This window comes from Mycobacterium terramassiliense (genome assembly GCF_900157385.1).
Taxonomy (GTDB): Bacteria; Actinomycetota; Actinomycetes; order Mycobacteriales; family Mycobacteriaceae; genus Mycobacterium; species Mycobacterium terramassiliense.
Map to the genome: position 1 here is coordinate 784,232 of NZ_LT717701.1, position 16,448 is coordinate 800,679.

General features: G+C 68.3%; 18 protein-coding genes. 13 read left to right on the forward strand and 5 right to left on the reverse strand.

Going from position 1 to position 16,448, the window contains the following annotated elements; genetic code table 11:
* Positions 1-2 precede the first annotated feature (2 nt).
* From MTAB308_RS18505 to MTAB308_RS18555, 11 genes are all read left to right on the forward strand, one after another.
* Positions 3-914 (forward strand): Rossmann-like and DUF2520 domain-containing protein, encoded by a 912-nt coding sequence (locus tag MTAB308_RS18505; protein WP_077101115.1) that lies wholly within the window; start codon positions 3-5, stop codon positions 912-914.
* The gene (panC, locus tag MTAB308_RS18510) at positions 911-1,840 is read left to right on the forward strand and encodes a pantoate--beta-alanine ligase (protein WP_077101117.1); all 930 of its coding nucleotides are present in this window, start codon (positions 911-913) and stop codon (positions 1,838-1,840) included. Before MTAB308_RS18505 ends, panC begins: the two co-directional genes overlap by 4 nt.
* Positions 1,840-2,259 carry an aspartate 1-decarboxylase gene (gene panD / locus MTAB308_RS18515; protein WP_066971501.1) on the forward strand — a complete coding sequence of 140 codons (420 nt, stop codon included), beginning with the start codon at positions 1,840-1,842 and terminating at the stop codon, positions 2,257-2,259. Before panC ends, panD begins: the two co-directional genes overlap by 1 nt.
* 2 nt (positions 2,260-2,261) lie before the next feature.
* A complete protein-coding gene (locus MTAB308_RS18520) occupies positions 2,262-3,086 on the forward strand; it encodes a type III pantothenate kinase (protein WP_077101119.1) in 825 nt (274 codons plus the stop codon).
* Between the two features lie 86 nt (positions 3,087-3,172).
* Positions 3,173-4,672 (forward strand): lysine--tRNA ligase, encoded by a 1,500-nt coding sequence (gene lysS, locus MTAB308_RS18525; RefSeq protein WP_077101120.1) that lies wholly within the window; start codon positions 3,173-3,175, stop codon positions 4,670-4,672.
* Positions 4,673-4,785: 113 nt separating this feature from the next.
* Positions 4,786-5,124 carry a histone-like nucleoid-structuring protein Lsr2 gene (gene lsr2, locus MTAB308_RS18530; RefSeq protein ID WP_036363110.1) on the forward strand — a complete coding sequence of 113 codons (339 nt, stop codon included), beginning with the start codon at positions 4,786-4,788 and terminating at the stop codon, positions 5,122-5,124.
* Positions 5,125-5,403: 279 nt separating this feature from the next.
* Positions 5,404-7,938 carry an ATP-dependent protease ATP-binding subunit ClpC gene (gene clpC1 / locus MTAB308_RS18535; RefSeq protein ID WP_077101121.1) on the forward strand — a complete coding sequence of 845 codons (2,535 nt, stop codon included), beginning with the start codon at positions 5,404-5,406 and terminating at the stop codon, positions 7,936-7,938.
* A gap of 130 nt (positions 7,939-8,068) precedes the next feature.
* Positions 8,069-8,449: a YbjQ family protein gene (locus tag MTAB308_RS18540; protein ID WP_077101122.1), complete on the forward strand. Its 381-nt coding sequence runs from the start codon at positions 8,069-8,071 to the stop codon at positions 8,447-8,449.
* Positions 8,450-8,586: 137 nt separating this feature from the next.
* Positions 8,587-8,802, forward strand: coding sequence for a CbtB domain-containing protein (locus tag MTAB308_RS18545; protein WP_077101123.1), 216 nt, complete (start codon positions 8,587-8,589; stop codon positions 8,800-8,802).
* A gap of 4 nt (positions 8,803-8,806) precedes the next feature.
* Positions 8,807-9,574 (forward strand): CbtA family protein, encoded by a 768-nt coding sequence (locus tag MTAB308_RS18550; RefSeq protein WP_077101124.1) that lies wholly within the window; start codon positions 8,807-8,809, stop codon positions 9,572-9,574.
* Entirely contained in the window at positions 9,571-10,122 is a 552-nt protein-coding gene (locus MTAB308_RS18555) for a histidine phosphatase family protein (protein WP_077101125.1), read from the forward strand. Before MTAB308_RS18550 ends, MTAB308_RS18555 begins: the two co-directional genes overlap by 4 nt.
* Before the next feature lie 73 nt (positions 10,123-10,195).
* Here the strand turns inward: MTAB308_RS18555 and MTAB308_RS18560 are convergent, their stop codons facing one another.
* From MTAB308_RS18560 to mhuD, 3 genes are read right to left on the reverse strand one after another with little or no spacing between them, the layout of a single operon-like run.
* Positions 10,196-10,972 (reverse strand): hypothetical protein, encoded by a 777-nt coding sequence (locus MTAB308_RS18560; RefSeq protein WP_077101126.1) that lies wholly within the window; start codon positions 10,970-10,972, stop codon positions 10,196-10,198.
* 1 nt (position 10,973) lies between these two features.
* Complete coding sequence (locus MTAB308_RS18565; RefSeq protein WP_425436284.1) at positions 10,974-12,320, reverse strand: serine hydrolase; 1,347 nt, start codon at positions 12,318-12,320, stop codon at positions 10,974-10,976.
* Positions 12,313-12,633 carry a mycobilin-forming heme oxygenase MhuD gene (mhuD, locus tag MTAB308_RS18570; RefSeq protein ID WP_066916506.1) on the reverse strand — a complete coding sequence of 107 codons (321 nt, stop codon included), beginning with the start codon at positions 12,631-12,633 and terminating at the stop codon, positions 12,313-12,315. Before mhuD ends, MTAB308_RS18565 begins: the two co-directional genes overlap by 8 nt.
* A gap of 63 nt (positions 12,634-12,696) precedes the next feature.
* Here mhuD and MTAB308_RS18575 point away from each other — a divergent pair, with 63 nt between their 5' ends.
* Positions 12,697-13,464 (forward strand): alpha/beta fold hydrolase, encoded by a 768-nt coding sequence (locus tag MTAB308_RS18575; RefSeq protein WP_077101128.1) that lies wholly within the window; start codon positions 12,697-12,699, stop codon positions 13,462-13,464.
* On the opposite strand, the gene MTAB308_RS18580 is transcribed toward MTAB308_RS18575, so the two are convergent.
* Both MTAB308_RS18580 and MTAB308_RS18585 read right to left on the reverse strand, forming a co-directional pair.
* On the reverse strand, positions 13,448-15,145 hold the full coding sequence (locus MTAB308_RS18580) for a GMC oxidoreductase (RefSeq protein WP_066916502.1): 1,698 nt from the start codon (positions 15,143-15,145) through the stop codon (positions 13,448-13,450). The genes MTAB308_RS18575 and MTAB308_RS18580 overlap by 17 nt on opposite strands.
* Positions 15,138-15,926, reverse strand: coding sequence for a gluconate 2-dehydrogenase subunit 3 family protein (locus MTAB308_RS18585; protein WP_066916500.1), 789 nt, complete (start codon positions 15,924-15,926; stop codon positions 15,138-15,140). The genes MTAB308_RS18580 and MTAB308_RS18585 overlap by 8 nt, the downstream gene beginning before the upstream one ends.
* A gap of 182 nt (positions 15,927-16,108) precedes the next feature.
* Between MTAB308_RS18585 and MTAB308_RS18590 the strand changes: the two genes are divergently transcribed.
* On the forward strand, positions 16,109-16,444 hold the full coding sequence (locus tag MTAB308_RS18590) for a lsr2/espR transcriptional regulator (protein WP_066916498.1): 336 nt from the start codon (positions 16,109-16,111) through the stop codon (positions 16,442-16,444).
* Positions 16,445-16,448: the final 4 nt, after the last annotated feature.

Genomic DNA, 16,448 nt, shown 5'->3' on the forward strand with positions numbered 1-16,448 from the left:
CGATGGGGCAGTTCGACGGATTGCGCCCCGCCCGGCTCAAGGTGGGAATCATCTCCGCCGGCCGGGTGGGCTGCGCGCTCGGTGTCGCGCTGGAGCGCGCCGACCACGTCGTGGTGGCGTGCAGCGGTGTGTCGAGGGCGTCGCGTCAGCGCGCGCAGCGCCGGTTGCCCGATACGCCGGTGGTGTCGCCGCCGGATGTGGCCGCCAACGCCGAACTGCTGCTACTGGCGGTCCCCGACAGCGAGCTCGCCGGCCTGGTGTCCGGCCTGGCGGCCACCGACGCCGTGCGGCCGGGAACCATCGTGGCGCACACGTCCGGCGCCAACGGCGTCGGCATCCTCTCCCCGCTTGCCCACGACGGCTGCGTTCCGCTGGCGATCCACCCGGCGATGACGTTCACCGGCTCCGACGAGGACATCAGCCGCCTGCCCGACACCTGTTTCGCGATCACGGCGGCCGACGACGTCGGGTACGCGATCGGGCAGTCGCTGGTCCTCGAGATGGGCGGGGAGCCGTTCTGCGTCCGGGAGGACGCCCGCGTCCTGTACCACGCCGCGCTGGCGCACGTCGGCAACCACATCGTGACGGTCGTCGCCGACGCGCTCGAGGCGCTGCGGGCCGCGCTGCGCGGCAGCGAACTGCTCGGCCAACAAAGCGTCGACGACCAACCCGGCGGCCTCGCCGAACGGATCGTCGGGCCGCTGGCCCGCGCCGCGCTGGAGAACACCCTGCTACGCGGCCAGGCGGCGCTCACCGGTCCGGTCGCCCGCGGTGACGCGGCCGCCGTCGCCGAGCACCTGGCCGCGCTGGGCGACGTCGATCCCGACCTGGCCCAGGCCTACCGCGTCAACGCCCTGCGGACCGCCCAGCGCGCGCACGCTCCGGACGACGTCGTCGAGGTGCTGGTGCGATGACGGCCCCGCGCAAGCCGGCTTTCACTCCCGGCCGACTCAACGTCTACCCGGCGCCGCGCGATGTCACCGACGTCAGCCGCGCGCTGCGCCACACCGGTCGCCGGGTGATGCTGGTGCCCACCATGGGCGCCCTGCACGACGGGCACCTGGCCCTGGTGCGCGCGGCCAAGCGGGTGCCCGGCTCGGTGGTCGTGGTGTCGATCTTCGTCAACCCGCTGCAGTTCGGGGCCGGCGAAGACCTCGACGCCTACCCCCGCACCCTCGACGACGACCTGGCGCTGTTGCGCGGCGAGGGCGTCGAGATCGTCTTCACGCCGACCGCCTCGGCGATGTATCCCAACGGGCTGCGCACCACCGTGCAGCCCGGCCCGCTGGCCGCCGAGCTCGAGGGCGGCCCGCGGCCCACCCACTTCGCCGGCGTGCTCACGGTGGTGTGCAAACTGCTGCAGATCGTGCGCCCCGACCGGGTCTACTTCGGCGAGAAGGATTATCAGCAGCTGGTCATGATCCGCCAGATGGTCGCCGACCTGAACGTCGACGTGACCGTCGTCGGCGTCCCGACGGTGCGCGAACACGACGGTCTGGCGATGTCTTCGCGCAACCGCTACCTGGACGCCACCCAGCGCGAATTGGCCGTGGCGCTTTCGGCGGCGCTGACGGCCGGGGCGCACGCCGCCACCCACGGCGCAAAGGCCGCGCTGGACGCGGCTCGCGCGGTGCTCGACGCCACGCCCGGCCTGGTGGTCGATTACCTCGAGCTGCGCGACGCTGACCTTGGACCGCTGCGGGACAACGAATCCGGCCGGCTGCTGGTCGCGGCCCGGCTCGGCAGCACCAGGCTGCTCGACAACGTGTCAATCCAGATCGGAAACCTCGCCGGCACCACCGGGCCGGACGAACTCGCCCAATCACATTGGAGGAATTGATGTTACGGACGATGCTGAAGTCGAAGATCCATCGCGCCACCGTCACGCAGGCCGACCTGCACTACGTCGGCTCGGTGACCATCGATGCCGACTTGATGGAAGCCGCCGACCTGCTCGAGGGCGAACAGGTGACCATCGTCGACATCGACAACGGCGCCCGCCTGGTCACCTACGCGATCACCGGCGAACGCGGCACCGGGGTGATCGGGATCAACGGCGCCGCAGCGCATCTGGTGCACCCGGGCGACCTGGTGATCCTGATCGCCTACGGGACGATGGAGGAAGCGGAGGCGCGCGCCTACCGCCCGCGGATCGTCTTCGTCGACGCCGACAACAAGCCGATCGACCTCGGGCACGACCCGGCGTTCGTGCCGGCTGACGCGGCGGAGCTGTTGGACCCGCGGATCGGCGCGCGGTAACCGTGCTGCTGGCCATCGACGTCCGCAACACACACACCGTCGTCGGACTGATCTCCGGATCCAAGGAGCACGCAAAAGTCGTGCAGCAGTGGCGGATCCGCACCGAATCCGAGGCCACCGCGGACGAACTGGCGCTGACCATCGACGGGCTCATCGGCGACGATTCCGAGCGCCTCACCGGCGCCGCCGCGCTGTCGACCGTCCCGTCGGTGCTGCACGAGGTGCGGGTGATGCTCGATCAGTACTGGCCGTCGGTGCCGCACGTGCTGATCGAGCCGGGCGTGCGCACCGGGATTCCCCTGCTGGTCGACAACCCGAAAGAAGTGGGCGCCGACCGCATCGTCAACTGCCTGGCGGCGTTTCACAAGTTCGGCACCGCGGCCATCGTCATCGATTTCGGATCCTCGATCTGCGTGGACGTGGTGTCGGCCAAGGGCGAGTTTCTGGGCGGCGCCATCGCGCCGGGCGTGCAGGTGTCCTCCGATGCCGCCGCGGCCCGCTCAGCCGCGCTGCGTCGCGTCGAATTGACCCGGCCCCGTTCGGTGGTCGGCAAGAACACCGTCGAATGCATGCAGGCCGGTGCGGTGTTCGGGTTCGCCGGGCTGGTCGACGGCTTGGTCCAGCGCATCCGCGAGGACGTGGACGGCTTCGCCGACGCCCTGGGCGACCAGGTCGCGGTCGTGGCGACCGGCCATACCGCGCCCCTGCTGCTGCCCGAGCTGCACACCGTCAGCCACTACGACCAACACCTCACGCTGCACGGTCTGCAGCTTGTCTTCGAACGCAACCGGGACGCCCAGCGCGGTCGGCTGAAGACGGCGCGCTGACGGCCGTCGCCGTCGCATCGAAACCGCGCACACCGCGCGATGCCGTCGGCGCAGGCCCGCTGCCCGGTCAATTAAGCTGGCACGTCGTGAGCGAAGCCGACCCCGACCTCCCCGAGCAGTTCCGGATCCGCCGGGACAAGCGCGCTCGCCTGCTGGAGGAGGGGTGCGACCCCTACCCGGTCGCCATCGAGCGCACCCACACCCTGGCCGAGGTGCGCGCCGCCCACCCCGACCTGCCGACCGACACGGCCACCGACGACATCGTCGGCGTCGCGGGCCGCGTCATCTTCGCGCGCAACTCCGGCAAATTGTGCTTTGGGACACTCCAGGACGGCGACGGCACCACCCTTCAGGTGATGATCAGCCTCGACAAGGTGGGGCAACAGGCGCTCGACGCGTGGAAGGCCGACGTCGACCTCGGTGACATCGTGTACGTGCACGGCACCGTGATCAGCTCGCGGCGCGGCGAGCTGTCCGTCCTGGCCGACTCGTGGCGGATGGCGGCCAAGTCGCTGCGCCCGCTTCCCGTCGCGCACAAGGAGATGAACGAAGAGTCGCGGGTGCGGCAGCGCTACGTCGACCTCATCGTCCGCCCCCAGGCCCGGTCCGTGGCCCGGCAGCGAATCGCCGTCATCCGCGCGATACGCAACGCGATGGAACGGCGCGGGTTTCTCGAAGTCGAAACGCCTATGTTGCAGACGCTGGCCGGTGGCGCCGCGGCCCGGCCGTTCGTCACCCATTCCAATGCGCTCGACATCGATCTCTACCTGCGGATCGCGCCGGAACTGTTCCTCAAGCGCTGCATCGTCGGCGGATTCGACAGGGTCTTCGAGCTAAATCGCGTGTTCCGAAACGAAGGGGCCGATTCGACGCATTCTCCAGAATTTTCGATGTTGGAGACCTACCAGACCTACGGAACCTATGACGATTCAGCGATCGTCACGCGTGAGCTTATTCAAGAGGTGGCCGACGAGGCGATCGGAACCCGACAACTCCCGTTGCCAGACGGCAGCGTCTACGACATAGACGGAGAATGGGCGTCTATACAAATGTACCCCTCGCTGTCGGCGGCGCTCGGCGAGGAGATCACGCCCGAGACGACGGTCGACCGGCTGTGGGCCATCGCGAATCGGCTCGGGGTGCAGATCCCCGAGGACCGCGGCTATGGACACGGCAAGCTCGTCGAGGAACTGTGGGAGCACGCCGTGGGAAACGCGCTGAACGCTCCCACATTCGTCAAGGATTTCCCTGTCGAGACAACGCCTTTGACCCGCCAGCACCGCAGCATTCCCGGCGTCACCGAGAAGTGGGACCTCTACCTTCGCGGGGTCGAACTGGCCACCGGGTATTCCGAACTCAACGACCCGGTCGTGCAGCGCGAGAGGTTCGCGGCGCAGGCCCGCGCCGCGGCGGCCGGCGACGACGAGGCCATGGTGCTCGACGAAGACTTTCTCGCCGCGCTCGAGTACGGGATGCCCCCATGCACGGGAACCGGAATGGGTATCGATCGGTTGCTGATGTCTTTGACCGGCCTGTCGATAAGAGAGACAGTTTTGTTCCCGATTGTTCGGCCGCACTCCGGTTGAGTTACCCGTTGCGTCTGGATTGAGTATCCTGCGTTCTTATGGCAGATTGGTGCCTTGGGGAGTGAATCCAAACTGCTCAGCAACTGCTCAGGACGAAACGCGAGGGTAAGCTAATGGCGAAAAAAGTGACCGTCACCTTGGTCGATGATTTCGATGGTGCGGGCGCGGCCGACGAAACGGTTGAATTCGGGCTTGACGGGGTGACCTACGAGATTGATCTTTCGTCCAAGAATGCCGCGAAACTGCGCAACGATTTGAAGCAATGGGTAGCGGCGGGACGCCGCGTCGGCGGTCGTCGGCGCGGGCGCTCCGGCTCGGGACGTGGCCGTGGGGCCATCGACCGCGAGCAGAGCGCCGCGATCCGCGAGTGGGCCCGCCGCAACGGGCACAACGTGTCGACGCGCGGCCGCATCCCCGCGGACGTCATCGACGCGTTTCACGCGGCTACTTAAGCGGAGCGCTTACCGGCGCCCGGGTCCCCCAAGGCCTGGGCGCCGGTTGCTTTTAATTTCGCTGGCGGCGGAATGAGGGCAGGCGCTCGCGGGAAACGCTTTGGCGATTTTCCTCGTTTACCTGTTACGGCCCTGCGCTAACAGGGGACTAACGGAGGTATGCGGCCTGGCCGCCAGCCACCGCAACGTTAGGACCCCCGGCGGGCCGACCATTACAGTGGATGGCAGGTACGCGATGCCCCAGCTGTACCGATGGTGAGGGAGAGCAGGTAACCACCGATGTTCGAAAGATTTACCGACCGTGCCCGCAGGGTGGTCGTCCTGGCGCAGGAAGAGGCCCGGATGCTCAACCACAACTACATCGGCACCGAGCACATCTTGTTGGGCCTGATTCACGAGGGCGAGGGCGTCGCGGCGAAGTCGTTGGAGTCGCTGGGCATCTCGTTGGAGGGCGTCCGCAGCCAGGTCGAGGAGATCATCGGCCAGGGGCAGCAGGCGCCGTCGGGACACATCCCCTTCACGCCGCGCGCCAAGAAGGTTCTCGAGCTGAGCCTGCGCGAGGCGCTGCAGTTGGGCCACAACTACATCGGCACCGAGCACATCTTGCTGGGCCTGATCCGCGAGGGTGAGGGCGTGGCCGCCCAGGTGCTGGTCAAGCTGGGCGCGGAGCTGACCCGGGTGCGCCAGCAGGTGATCCAATTGCTGAGCGGCTACCAGGGCAAGGAGGCCGCGGAAGCCGGGACCGGTGGCCGCGGCGGCGAGTCGGGCAGCCCGTCCACGTCGCTGGTGCTCGATCAGTTCGGGCGCAACCTGACGGCCGCCGCGATGGAAGGCAAGCTGGACCCGGTCATCGGCCGCGAGAAGGAAATCGAGCGGGTGATGCAGGTGCTGAGCCGGCGCACCAAGAACAACCCGGTGCTGATCGGTGAGCCCGGCGTCGGCAAGACCGCCGTCGTCGAGGGCCTGGCGCAGGCCATTGTGCACGGCCAGGTCCCGGAGACGCTGAAGGACAAGCAGCTCTACACGCTCGACCTGGGTTCGCTGGTCGCGGGCAGCCGCTACCGCGGTGACTTCGAGGAACGCCTCAAGAAGGTGCTCAAGGAGATCAACACCCGCGGCGACATCATCCTGTTCATCGACGAGCTGCACACGCTGGTCGGTGCGGGCGCCGCCGAGGGCGCGATCGACGCCGCGTCGATCCTCAAGCCCAAGCTGGCCCGCGGTGAGCTGCAGACCATCGGGGCCACCACGCTCGACGAGTACCGCAAGTACATCGAGAAGGACGCCGCCCTGGAGCGCCGCTTCCAGCCGGTGCAGGTGGGGGAGCCGACGGTGGAGCACACCATCGAGATCCTCAAGGGCCTGCGCGACCGCTACGAGGCGCACCACCGGGTGTCGATCAGCGACGCCGCCATCGTCGCCGCCGCCACCCTGGCCGATCGCTACATCAACGACCGGTTCCTGCCGGACAAGGCGATCGACCTGATCGACGAGGCCGGCGCCCGGATGCGGATCCGCCGGATGACCGCGCCGCCAGACCTGCGCGAGTTTGACGAGAAGATCGCAGAGGCGCGCCGCGAGAAGGAATCGGCCATCGACGCCCAGGACTTCGAGAAGGCCGCCAGCCTGCGCGACCGGGAGAAGCAGCTGGTCGCCCAGCGGGCGGAACGCGAAAAGCAGTGGCGCTCAGGCGATATGGACGTGGTCGCAGAGGTCGACGACGAACAGATCGCCGAGGTGCTGGGTAACTGGACCGGCATCCCGGTGTTCAAGCTCACCGAGGCCGAGACCACCCGCCTGCTGCGCATGGAGGACGAGCTGCACAAGCGGATCATCGGCCAGGAGGACGCGGTCAAGGCGGTCTCGAAGGCGATCCGCCGCACGCGTGCCGGATTGAAGGACCCCAAGCGCCCGTCGGGCTCGTTCATCTTCGCCGGCCCCTCCGGTGTCGGGAAGACCGAGCTGTCCAAGGCCCTGGCCAACTTCCTGTTTGGCGACGACGACGCCCTCATCCAGATCGATATGGGCGAGTTCCACGACCGGTTCACCGCGTCGCGGCTGTTCGGCGCCCCGCCGGGATACGTCGGCTACGAAGAGGGTGGCCAGCTCACCGAGAAGGTGCGGCGCAAGCCGTTCTCGGTGGTGCTGTTCGATGAGATCGAAAAGGCGCACCAGGAGATCTACAACAGCCTGTTGCAGGTCCTCGAGGACGGCCGGCTCACCGACGGCCAGGGCCGCACGGTGGACTTCAAGAACACCGTGCTGATCTTCACGTCCAACCTGGGCACCTCCGACATCTCCAAGCCGGTCGGCCTGGGCTTCACCCAGGGTGGCGGTGAGAACGACTACGAGCGGATGAAGCAGAAGGTCAACGACGAGCTGAAGAAGCACTTCCGTCCGGAGTTCCTCAACCGCATCGACGAGGTCATCGTCTTCCACCAGCTGACTCGCGACGAGATCATCCGGATGGTCGACCTGATGATCACCCGGGTCGCGACCCAGCTCAAGAGCAAGGACATGGCCCTGGAGCTGACCGACAAGGCGAAGTCGTTGCTGGCCAAGCGCGGCTTCGACCCGGTGCTGGGTGCTCGCCCGCTGCGGCGCACCATCCAGCGCGAGATCGAGGACCAGCTGTCCGAGAAGATCCTCTTCGAAGAGGTCGGCCCCGGACAGGTCGTCACCGTCGACGTGGACAACTGGGACGGCGAAGGCGCCGGCGAGGACGCGGTGTTCACGTTTGTCGGAACCCGCAAACCGCCGGCCGAGCCGGACCTGGCCAAGGCCGGGGCGCACAGCGCACCGGAAACGCCGTAGCGCTCCAGCAAACGGGTGGCGGGCCGATCGCGGGCGCGGCGAAGCCGGGCGAAGCGGGTCGCCACGATCGGACTAGTCTCGTTGCGGACTAACCACCCGTTTTGCTGCGCTGTGGAAGAAGGGCCCGCCTGTGCTGATCGTGACCACCAACGACCTCCCCGGCTGGGAAATCCAGCGGGTGTGCGGCGAAGTGTTCGGGTTGACGGTGCGATCGCGAAACGCGTTCTCTCAGATGGGCGCGGGCTTCAAGGCAATGTTCGGCGGCGAGCTGGCCGGCATGACCAAGAATCTCGCCGAGAGCCGCAACGAAGCGATGGGCCGCCTGATCGCCGAGGCGCGCAACCGCGGTGGCAACGCGATCGTCGCGATGCGGTTCGACACGACCGAGATCGGCGATGTGTGGACCGAAATCTGCGCCTATGGGACGGCGGTCCAGGCGGTCCCGGTTACCGACGGGGCCAAGTACACCGCGAGCCAGCTCGGCTACGGCTCCGCGGCGCCGCAGCATTGACCCGCCGTCTACACTGACCAGCGACGGCAAACCGGAATTCTGGTGGAAGTCCAGAACGGTCGCGCCACTGTCACAGTCAGACCCGGACCCCGTCACCCATCCCCAGGCGGGACGCGAGATCCCGGAAGGAGTCACCTGTGACCACTCCCCAGCCCACTGACACCCGCACCCGATCCATCGATCTGTCGGCGGCAAGTGCCGTGATCTGGTTGGCGGCGACCGCCTTCCTGGCGCTGCTGGCGCTGTACTTCGTCGGCGTCGACCAGGGGGCGGTGTCGTTGTTCGGCGGCGATTCACACGTGCACGAGTTCGTGCACGATGCCCGGCATCTGCTCGGCTTTCCCTGCCACTGAGCGCATGGAGAAGCGTCTGATCGGACGCGGCCTGCTGGCCGGTGCAATCGGCGCGGTGCTGGCGTTCGCGTTCGCCCGCCTGTGCGCCGAACCGGTCATCGGCCGCGCGATCGCTTTCGAGGACGGACGCGCCGACGCCCTGGACGCCCACGGCGTGCACGAGCACGGTGCCGAATTGTTCAGTCGCGGAGTGCAGTCCAACGCCGGGCTGGGTTTCGGTGTTCTGATCTTCGGCGTTGCGATGGGCGCACTGTTCGGGGTCGTGTTCTGCGTGGTTTTCGTGCGCGCGGGAGGCGTTGCGCCACGCCGGCTTTCGCTGTTCTTGGCTTCGGCTGCATTCGTTGCGGTGTACCTGGTGCCGTTCGTGAAATATCCGCCGAATCCGCCCGCGGTGGGCCAGGCCGACACGATCGGGGCGCGTACCGGCTGGTATCTGGTGGCGGTGCTGATGTCGGTGGTGCTGGCCATCGCCGCGGTGTGGTTGGCGCGGGGTCTGACGCTCCGGTTCGGTGAGTGGAACGGACGGCTGCTCGCGGCGGGCGCCTATGTCGCGGCGGTCGCGGTGGTGCTGGTGCTCCTGCCGAGCAACGACGAGACGCCGCAACCGCTGCGGGACGCCTCGGGGGCGATCGTCTATCCGGGCTTTCCCGCCGACCTCCTCTACGAGTTCAGGCTGCTTGCCCTGGCCACTCAGCTGGTGTTATGGGCGACCATCGGCCTGGTGTTCGCCACGCTCGCCCGACGGACGCTGGAGGAACGAGTCCGCGCGTGACCGACGTCGTCCGGCTGACTCTTGTGTCGCACGCTATGACCGACGCCATGGCGGCCGGACGGTTTCCGGCCGACGAGTCGCTCAGCCAGATCGGTCGCCGGCAGGTCAAAAAGGCTGGACGCCTTGATGTTCAGAAAGACGCGCGCCTATTCGCGGGACCCGAGCAGCGGGTGCGGGAGACCGCGCAGCTGCTGGGCCTGCACGCCGTAACCGAACCGCGGCTGGCCGACCTGCAGTGCGGGGATTGGTGCGGGCACACGCTGCGGGCCGTCGGACCCACCGAGCTCGAGACGTGGCTGACCGATCCGGCCCGGGCCCCGCACGGCGGTGAGTCGATCGTCGACCTGATCCAACGGGTGGCGGGCTGGCTGCAGTCCCTGACCGCCAACACGGCGCCCGTCGTGGCGGTGACGCATCCGGCGGTGATCCGCGCCGCCATCTTGCACAGCCTCGACGCACCACCGAAGTCGTTCTGGGGCATCGACATTGCCCCGGTGAGTCGCACCGTGCTGCACTTCCGCAACGGCCGCTGGACCCTGCGGTTGTAACTTGCTTTGGAGGCTCTCCAGACCATGCGGCTTGCCCCGATGTTGATAGCGCAGACGCTATCGAATTCGTCAGTCACGTCTGCCCCGAGTCGATCGGGGTCACGAGCGCCGGTCGGGCTTCCGCGTCCGGCGGTACGCGCAGCCAGGCCGTTGAGACCGCGGACCAGTGCGCGACGCTGGCGTACCGTCCCGCTTCGCTGTGCGCGCGACCGGACGCATCGGTTGGGTCGAACGGGGTGTCCGAGATCTTGGGATGGGCCAGGAGCAATCCCGCGGGTGAGAGGTGCACCGCGTCCCAAGACTCCGCGATCGCCGGCCAGTCCGGGTACTTACAGCCACCGGCCGTGGCTGAATGCGAGTCGATCAGTTCGGCCCAATCGCCGGCCGAATCGATCCGCGCGACGCGAACGCGCTTGGCGTCGAAATGCACCTCCCAGCGCGGGCTTTCCCGCTTCAGGTTCTCACCGCACAGGGTCCAGGTGTCTTCGCCGTCGGTGATCGGTGTGGACGTCCAGAACGCGCCGTTTGGCAGCGCGCTCAACGGCTCCCGGTTGCGGATGTTCGGCGCGCGCCACTCGGTGAGAGTCCCCTGATGAATTTGCGGCGATCCAAACGCAGTTAGCCCCGATAGCGCCGCGAGCCCTGCGGCGTCGTACGCGCGAAGCTCCGGATCGTCCACATCGAGGCCCGCTACGTCGAGCCAACGATCGGAGTAGAGGTAGCCGCTGACGGACCAGGCCGCGGCCCTGACGAGCCGTTCTGGGATCGCCAGGCCGCCGAAAGACCGCATGTCCTCGATGAACAGGCGCCCCGGGAAGGTGTCCAGCAGCGACTCGCCGGCGCTGATCACGCTACGGCGGCGCGATGAGCGCGAAAACCTGCCTGGCCACCTGCAACATCCAGCCGGTCACGGTGGGCCCGTGATCGCGCGGCCAGTTGAGCTGGAAGCTCACCACCCACGGCTGCCGGTTCTTGTCGACGGCATACCAGCTGAACGTCAGATCACCAGGCAGCCCACCGGCTTTCGCACCGATATACGGCCAAACGTTCCGGTCCAGCTGGATGCCGGCCACCGCGGAAAGGATCTCCCTGACGGGCTCCGCGGGGCCGACCGCATCGGCCTGCAGCGCCGCGTGCACGCGGCAGATGTCCTCGGCGCTGCCGTACCACTCGGCGCCGTAGGCCGAGGCCGGGGTGTGGGCGCGGGTCGGATCGGGTTCGTAGGGGGTGGAATTCGCCTGTTCCAGCAGCTGGGCGCGGACCTGCGGGGAGCCATGCTTCCATTGGTCGCGCAGGTCCGGTTTGCCCCAACCGACGGAGAACAGCTCGTACATCGTGGGGAACGGCGTCATGCTGGCCGGGTCGTGATGGCCGGCCGTTGCGAGCGCCTCCTCGATGGCGCGCGTGCCCATCCGGCCGATGAGCAGGTCGGTGGCCATGTTGTCACTCGTGGCGATCATCTTCTCGGCGGCCGTGCGCACCGAAACGTGTGCTCCGACAGGTAGTTCCAGGCCCGACGAGCCCACCGCGCGGCCCTTGTCCGTGACGGTGAGCTGATCGTCCCACGACACCGTCCCGTTCCGGACGGCGCCGGCCAGCGCGTGCAGCACGTACAGCTTGAAAATCGATGCCAGCGGCAAGGATTCGCCGGTGTTGGTGCCCGCGACCGGGTCGCAGTGGCCGTCGTCGACCTTGGCGACCTGGTAGGAGTAACGGGCGCCCGTCTTGCTCAGCACCGCGTCGACGTCGTGCCAGGAGTTGACCTTCGGCGCCTGCGTGTCGACGTCGAACCGGTCCACCCGGCCTCCGTCGTCGGTGTGTATTCGGATGTCCTGGCGCGCGCCGTACGAGGTGACCAGGTGCAGGGTGGCCACGCTGGCGCTGATGTCGACGCCGGCGAGGGTGAACGGACGATCCCACCACAGCCCCTCCATGGTGGCCTCGACCGACTCGACTTTGCCGGGCGCGGCGAGGGTGCCGACGCCGACCGGGCCGATGGGCCAGTCCGAGTTCAGCATGTCCAGAGTCTGCTGGGCCCGGATGCCGGGGGGCGTCCGGGTGTCGATCTGCCGCCCCGGGTTGGCAGCGTTCGCGTGCGGGGCGGGCGAGGGCGCGCAACCCGGCGCCAGCGTCACCACCAGAGCCGCGGCGGCGCCCAACGCCGCCACGCGGCGCCGCGTCGACCGACCGCTAGCCACCCTGCTTGGTGCCGGCAACGTCCATCACGACCTCGAATTCCAGCAGCGACGCCCCGGTCGCCACGGGGTTGGCCCGCTCGCCGGCATGGGCCTCGATGGCGGGTCCCTTCGCCCAGGCCTGGAAGGCATCTTCGGACTCCCAGTGCGTCACCACGAAGTAGCGGTTTTCGCCCTTGATGGGACGCAGCAGCTGGAAGCCGAGGAAGCCGGGTTGCCGATCGACCGCGTGCGCGCGGTGGGCGAACCGCTTCTCCAGTTCGGGGCCGGCGTCCGCGGGCACCTCGATTGCGTTGATCTTCACCACGTGCGGCATTGGGCTAGGCTACCGCGCCGCCCGCGTTGTCCAACCCCCGGGCGGGCCCCGCAAGATGGTGGTATGCCCAACGATCTGTTGACCTGCCACGGCGGCCGTGGCGAGCCGTTGGTGCTGGTGCATGGCCTGATGGGCCGCGGTACCACCTGGTCGCGGCAGCTGCCGTGGCTGGCCCGGTTGGGCACCGTCTACACCTACGACGCCCCGTGGCACCGCGGCCGCGACGTCGACGATCCACACCCGATCAGCACCGAACGCTTCGTGGCCGACCTGGCCGATGCGGTCGGCGCCCTGGGGGCGCCGGCCAGGCTGGTGGGGCATTCGATGGGCGCCCTGCACTCGTGGTGCCTGGCCGCCGAGCGTCCGGAGCTGGTGTCGGCGCTGGTGGTCGAGGACATGGCGCCGGACTTCCGGGGCCGAACCACCGGGCCGTGGGAGCCGTGGCTGCACGCCCTTCCGGTCGAATTCGATTCTGCCGAGCAGGTTTTCGACGAATTCGGGCCGGTCGCCGGCCGGTATTTCCTGGACGCCTTCGACCGCACGGAAAGCGGGTGGCGGTTGCACGGGCACACCTCGCGATGGATCGAGATCGCCGCCGAATGGGGCACCCGTGACTACTGGGCGCAGTGGGAGGCCGTGCGAGCCCCGGCGCTGCTCGTCGAGGCCGGCAACTCGGTCACCCCGCCGGGCCAGATGCGCGCGATGGCCGAAACAGGTTCCCCGACAACCTATTTGCACGTTCCGCAGGCCGGCCACCTGGTCCACGACGAAGCGCCACAGGAGTACCGGGAAGCGGTGGAATCCTTCCTGGCGGCTACCGCCGGCCGGTGAGCCCCAACGCGGTGCGCAGCGCGACCGCCATGAGGGTGTTGGTCGGGTTCTGGCAGCCCGAGGTGACGAACACGCTGCCGTCGGCGACGTAAACGTTGTCCATCTGGTGCATTCGCCCGTTCGGGTCGACGACGCTCGTCGCCGGGGACACGCCCATCTGCATGCCGCCCATGACGTGCTTGGTGTTGGGCGGCGTGCCGCCGCTCAACTTCCGCTCCAGGCCGTCCGGGATGGCGGCGAACAGCTGAGCGCCGGCGGCCGCCATCATCGCGGTGATGGGCACCAGGAAAAACGTTTGCGCGACCGCCTCGTGCCTGCCGGGCGCCCAGGTCACGCGCGCCACCGGCTGGCCGTTGAGGTCGGTGACCGTCGGGTCGAGGGTGACGTTGTTGGTCAGGTAGGGCAGGTCGGTGCCGATGAAGTTGACGCCGGCGAGCCGGTCGCGCAGCAGCGAGGCGCGCATCAGGTCCTTGAACGGGCTGCCGAACAGCTGCACCCCCGGCAGGAACCCCAGGATCTCCTGGTAGAACTTGCCCTCGGTGATCGGGTCCTGGCTCCCGCCCAGCTCGCACAGCCCGCCGCGGATGTAGGGCAGCCCGGCCAGTTTCGCCGCGAGGCGGGCCCCGGGGAAGTTGGGGTCGCAGAAATCCTCCATGCACTGCGTGATCGAGCGGCCGCGATAGGCGTGCACGCGCTGGTCGAGGTAGATGCCGAACCCGTCGACGAAGTTGTGGAACATCAGCCGGGCGCCGATGCGTCCGCTGGCGTCCGGCAGGCCGGAGAGCAGCGCCAGCCGTGACGTCTCGATCGCCGAGGCGGCCAGCACCACCAGGTCGGCACTCTCCCCGCCGGGATTGCCCTGCGGGTCGAGATAGGAGACGCCGGTGGCGCGCCGGCCGGTGAAGTTAACCTTGGTGACGGTGGTTTCGGGGTGCAACTGCGTCCGCCCGGTCCGCAGCGCCAGGCGCAGCGGCGCCAGCGCGCCCACCCGGGCCGAGATCGGGCAGCCGTAATTGCTGCAGAACCCGCAGTTGTTGCACGCGGGGCGGCCGTCGTACTCGACCGAATTGATCGCGGTCGGAAACGGATACGGGTGCAGCCCAATGCGCTTGGCCCCCTTGGCGATGAGCGTGGAGGAGCGCTGCTGCGGTCCCGGCGGCATCGGGAAATTCTGCGTGCGCGGCGCGTGCTTGAAGGAGAGCGCGGGGATCGCCCGGACGTCGCCCTGCGTCCCGAGCAGCGTTTCGATCGTGTCGTAGTAGGGGGCGATCTCGCTGTATTCGAACGGCCAATCCTGCACGTCCGCGCCGGGCTGCGGGCCCAGCATCGACAGCCCCTTGAAGTCGATGTCCCAAAACCGTGGGACCTTCGCATCCCAGTGCGTGGTTCCGCCACCGACGGTCACCGGGAGTTCGTTGACCGGCCCGACGTAGCTGGCCGCCTGGCTGGCGTTGGCGCGAAACGTGCGCGGATAGGCCAGGGGGTCCGGTTGCTCGAAATAGCGGTACAACGACTTGAGTTCGTCGTTGGAGAACGTCGTCCCGAGGGGGCCGGTGCCGTCGAGGTTGGTGTAGTAGTTCGACCCCTTCTCGAATATCACGACGTCCCAACCATTTTGGGCGAGCTCCATCGCCACCGTCGACCCGCCGGCGCCGGAGCCAACGATGATCGCCTTAGGCACTCACGCCGCCCCTTCCGCCCAATTTGGAGACCACCTGTTCCCAGCCGTGGCGCAGCCGGTTGATGATGTCGGTGACGATCACCACGTCCCACTGGATCGCTTCGACCTGGGCGGGGGTGTATCCGCGCGGCTGGGAGTCCCCGGGGTACTTGATGTCCTGCCAACCGACCAGGTTCGCGTTGCCGCCGTATTCGGGGACGCTGTACATCGCCTCGATGGTGTGGCCGAACAGGACGCTTGCGAAGGCCGCCGCCGGCCCGTGGGCCAGGATGAGGTCCTGCCGGACGGGCTGCACCGCGGTGAAGTCGCCGCCGGCCTGCTGGTCCAGCAGCGCGATGCCGCTGGTGTACTGGTTGCGAAGCTGCGTCAGCCGCTGTTGCCACCCGTACGCCTGGGCGCGGTTGAGCGGGACGAAGGTGGCCATGTAGTCCTGGGAGCCGCCGGCGCGGTTGCTCCATGGGCCGCCGGCGTGCACATCGGCCGGCGCGACGTCGAACACCGACAGCATCCGGTCCAGGTAGTTCACCACGTTCGCCTCGTGCGCCCCGGGGCTGCCGGACTCCACCGGGCAGTCTTGCGGCCCGGGGACCAGCCGGCGGGTGGCGGCGTCGAGCACCGCTGCCTGGTGCGGCGACAGGAATCGATAGCCCGGGTCGGCCGACGCGGCGGGCAGCGGCCCCCGCATGGTGGCGGCCAGCGGCAGCAGGCTCAGGCCGCCGAGCACCGCGCGCCGGGACACCGGCGGCAAGCGGGATCCTTCGGCGGCCTCCTCGCTGGGCACATCGGCAGGGTAAGACGCGGATTTGAGTCTCCGGTGGAACGGCCGCCCGGCGGCGTGTCGGGTTGCGCCGACGCCGGACTCTGCGATACCGGGCGGACCCTCGCCGCGCGGGCCGAGGCGCAATCTGATAAATTCTTCAACTGTTCATACCTAGGATCCAATGAATCTTCAGGAGAGCTGGCGTGTCGGAGCCGCTGTACAAGGTCAAGGCCGATTTCTTCAAGACGTTGGGCCATCCGGCGCGGATCAGGGTCCTCGAGCTGCTCGTCGCCGGGGACAAGTCGGTCGCCGAACTGCTGCCCGAGGTCGGGCTGGAATCGTCGAACCTGTCCCAGCAGCTGGGGGTCTTGCGCCGGGCGGGTGTGGTCGACGCGCACCGGGACGGCAACACGATGATCTACTCGATCGCCTCACCGGATATCGCCGAACTGCTCTTGGTGGCGCGCAAGGTTCTGACCGGGGTGCTCAGCGACCGGGTGGCGCTGTTGGAGGACCTGCGCGCCGGGAGCGCGCAGTAGCGTT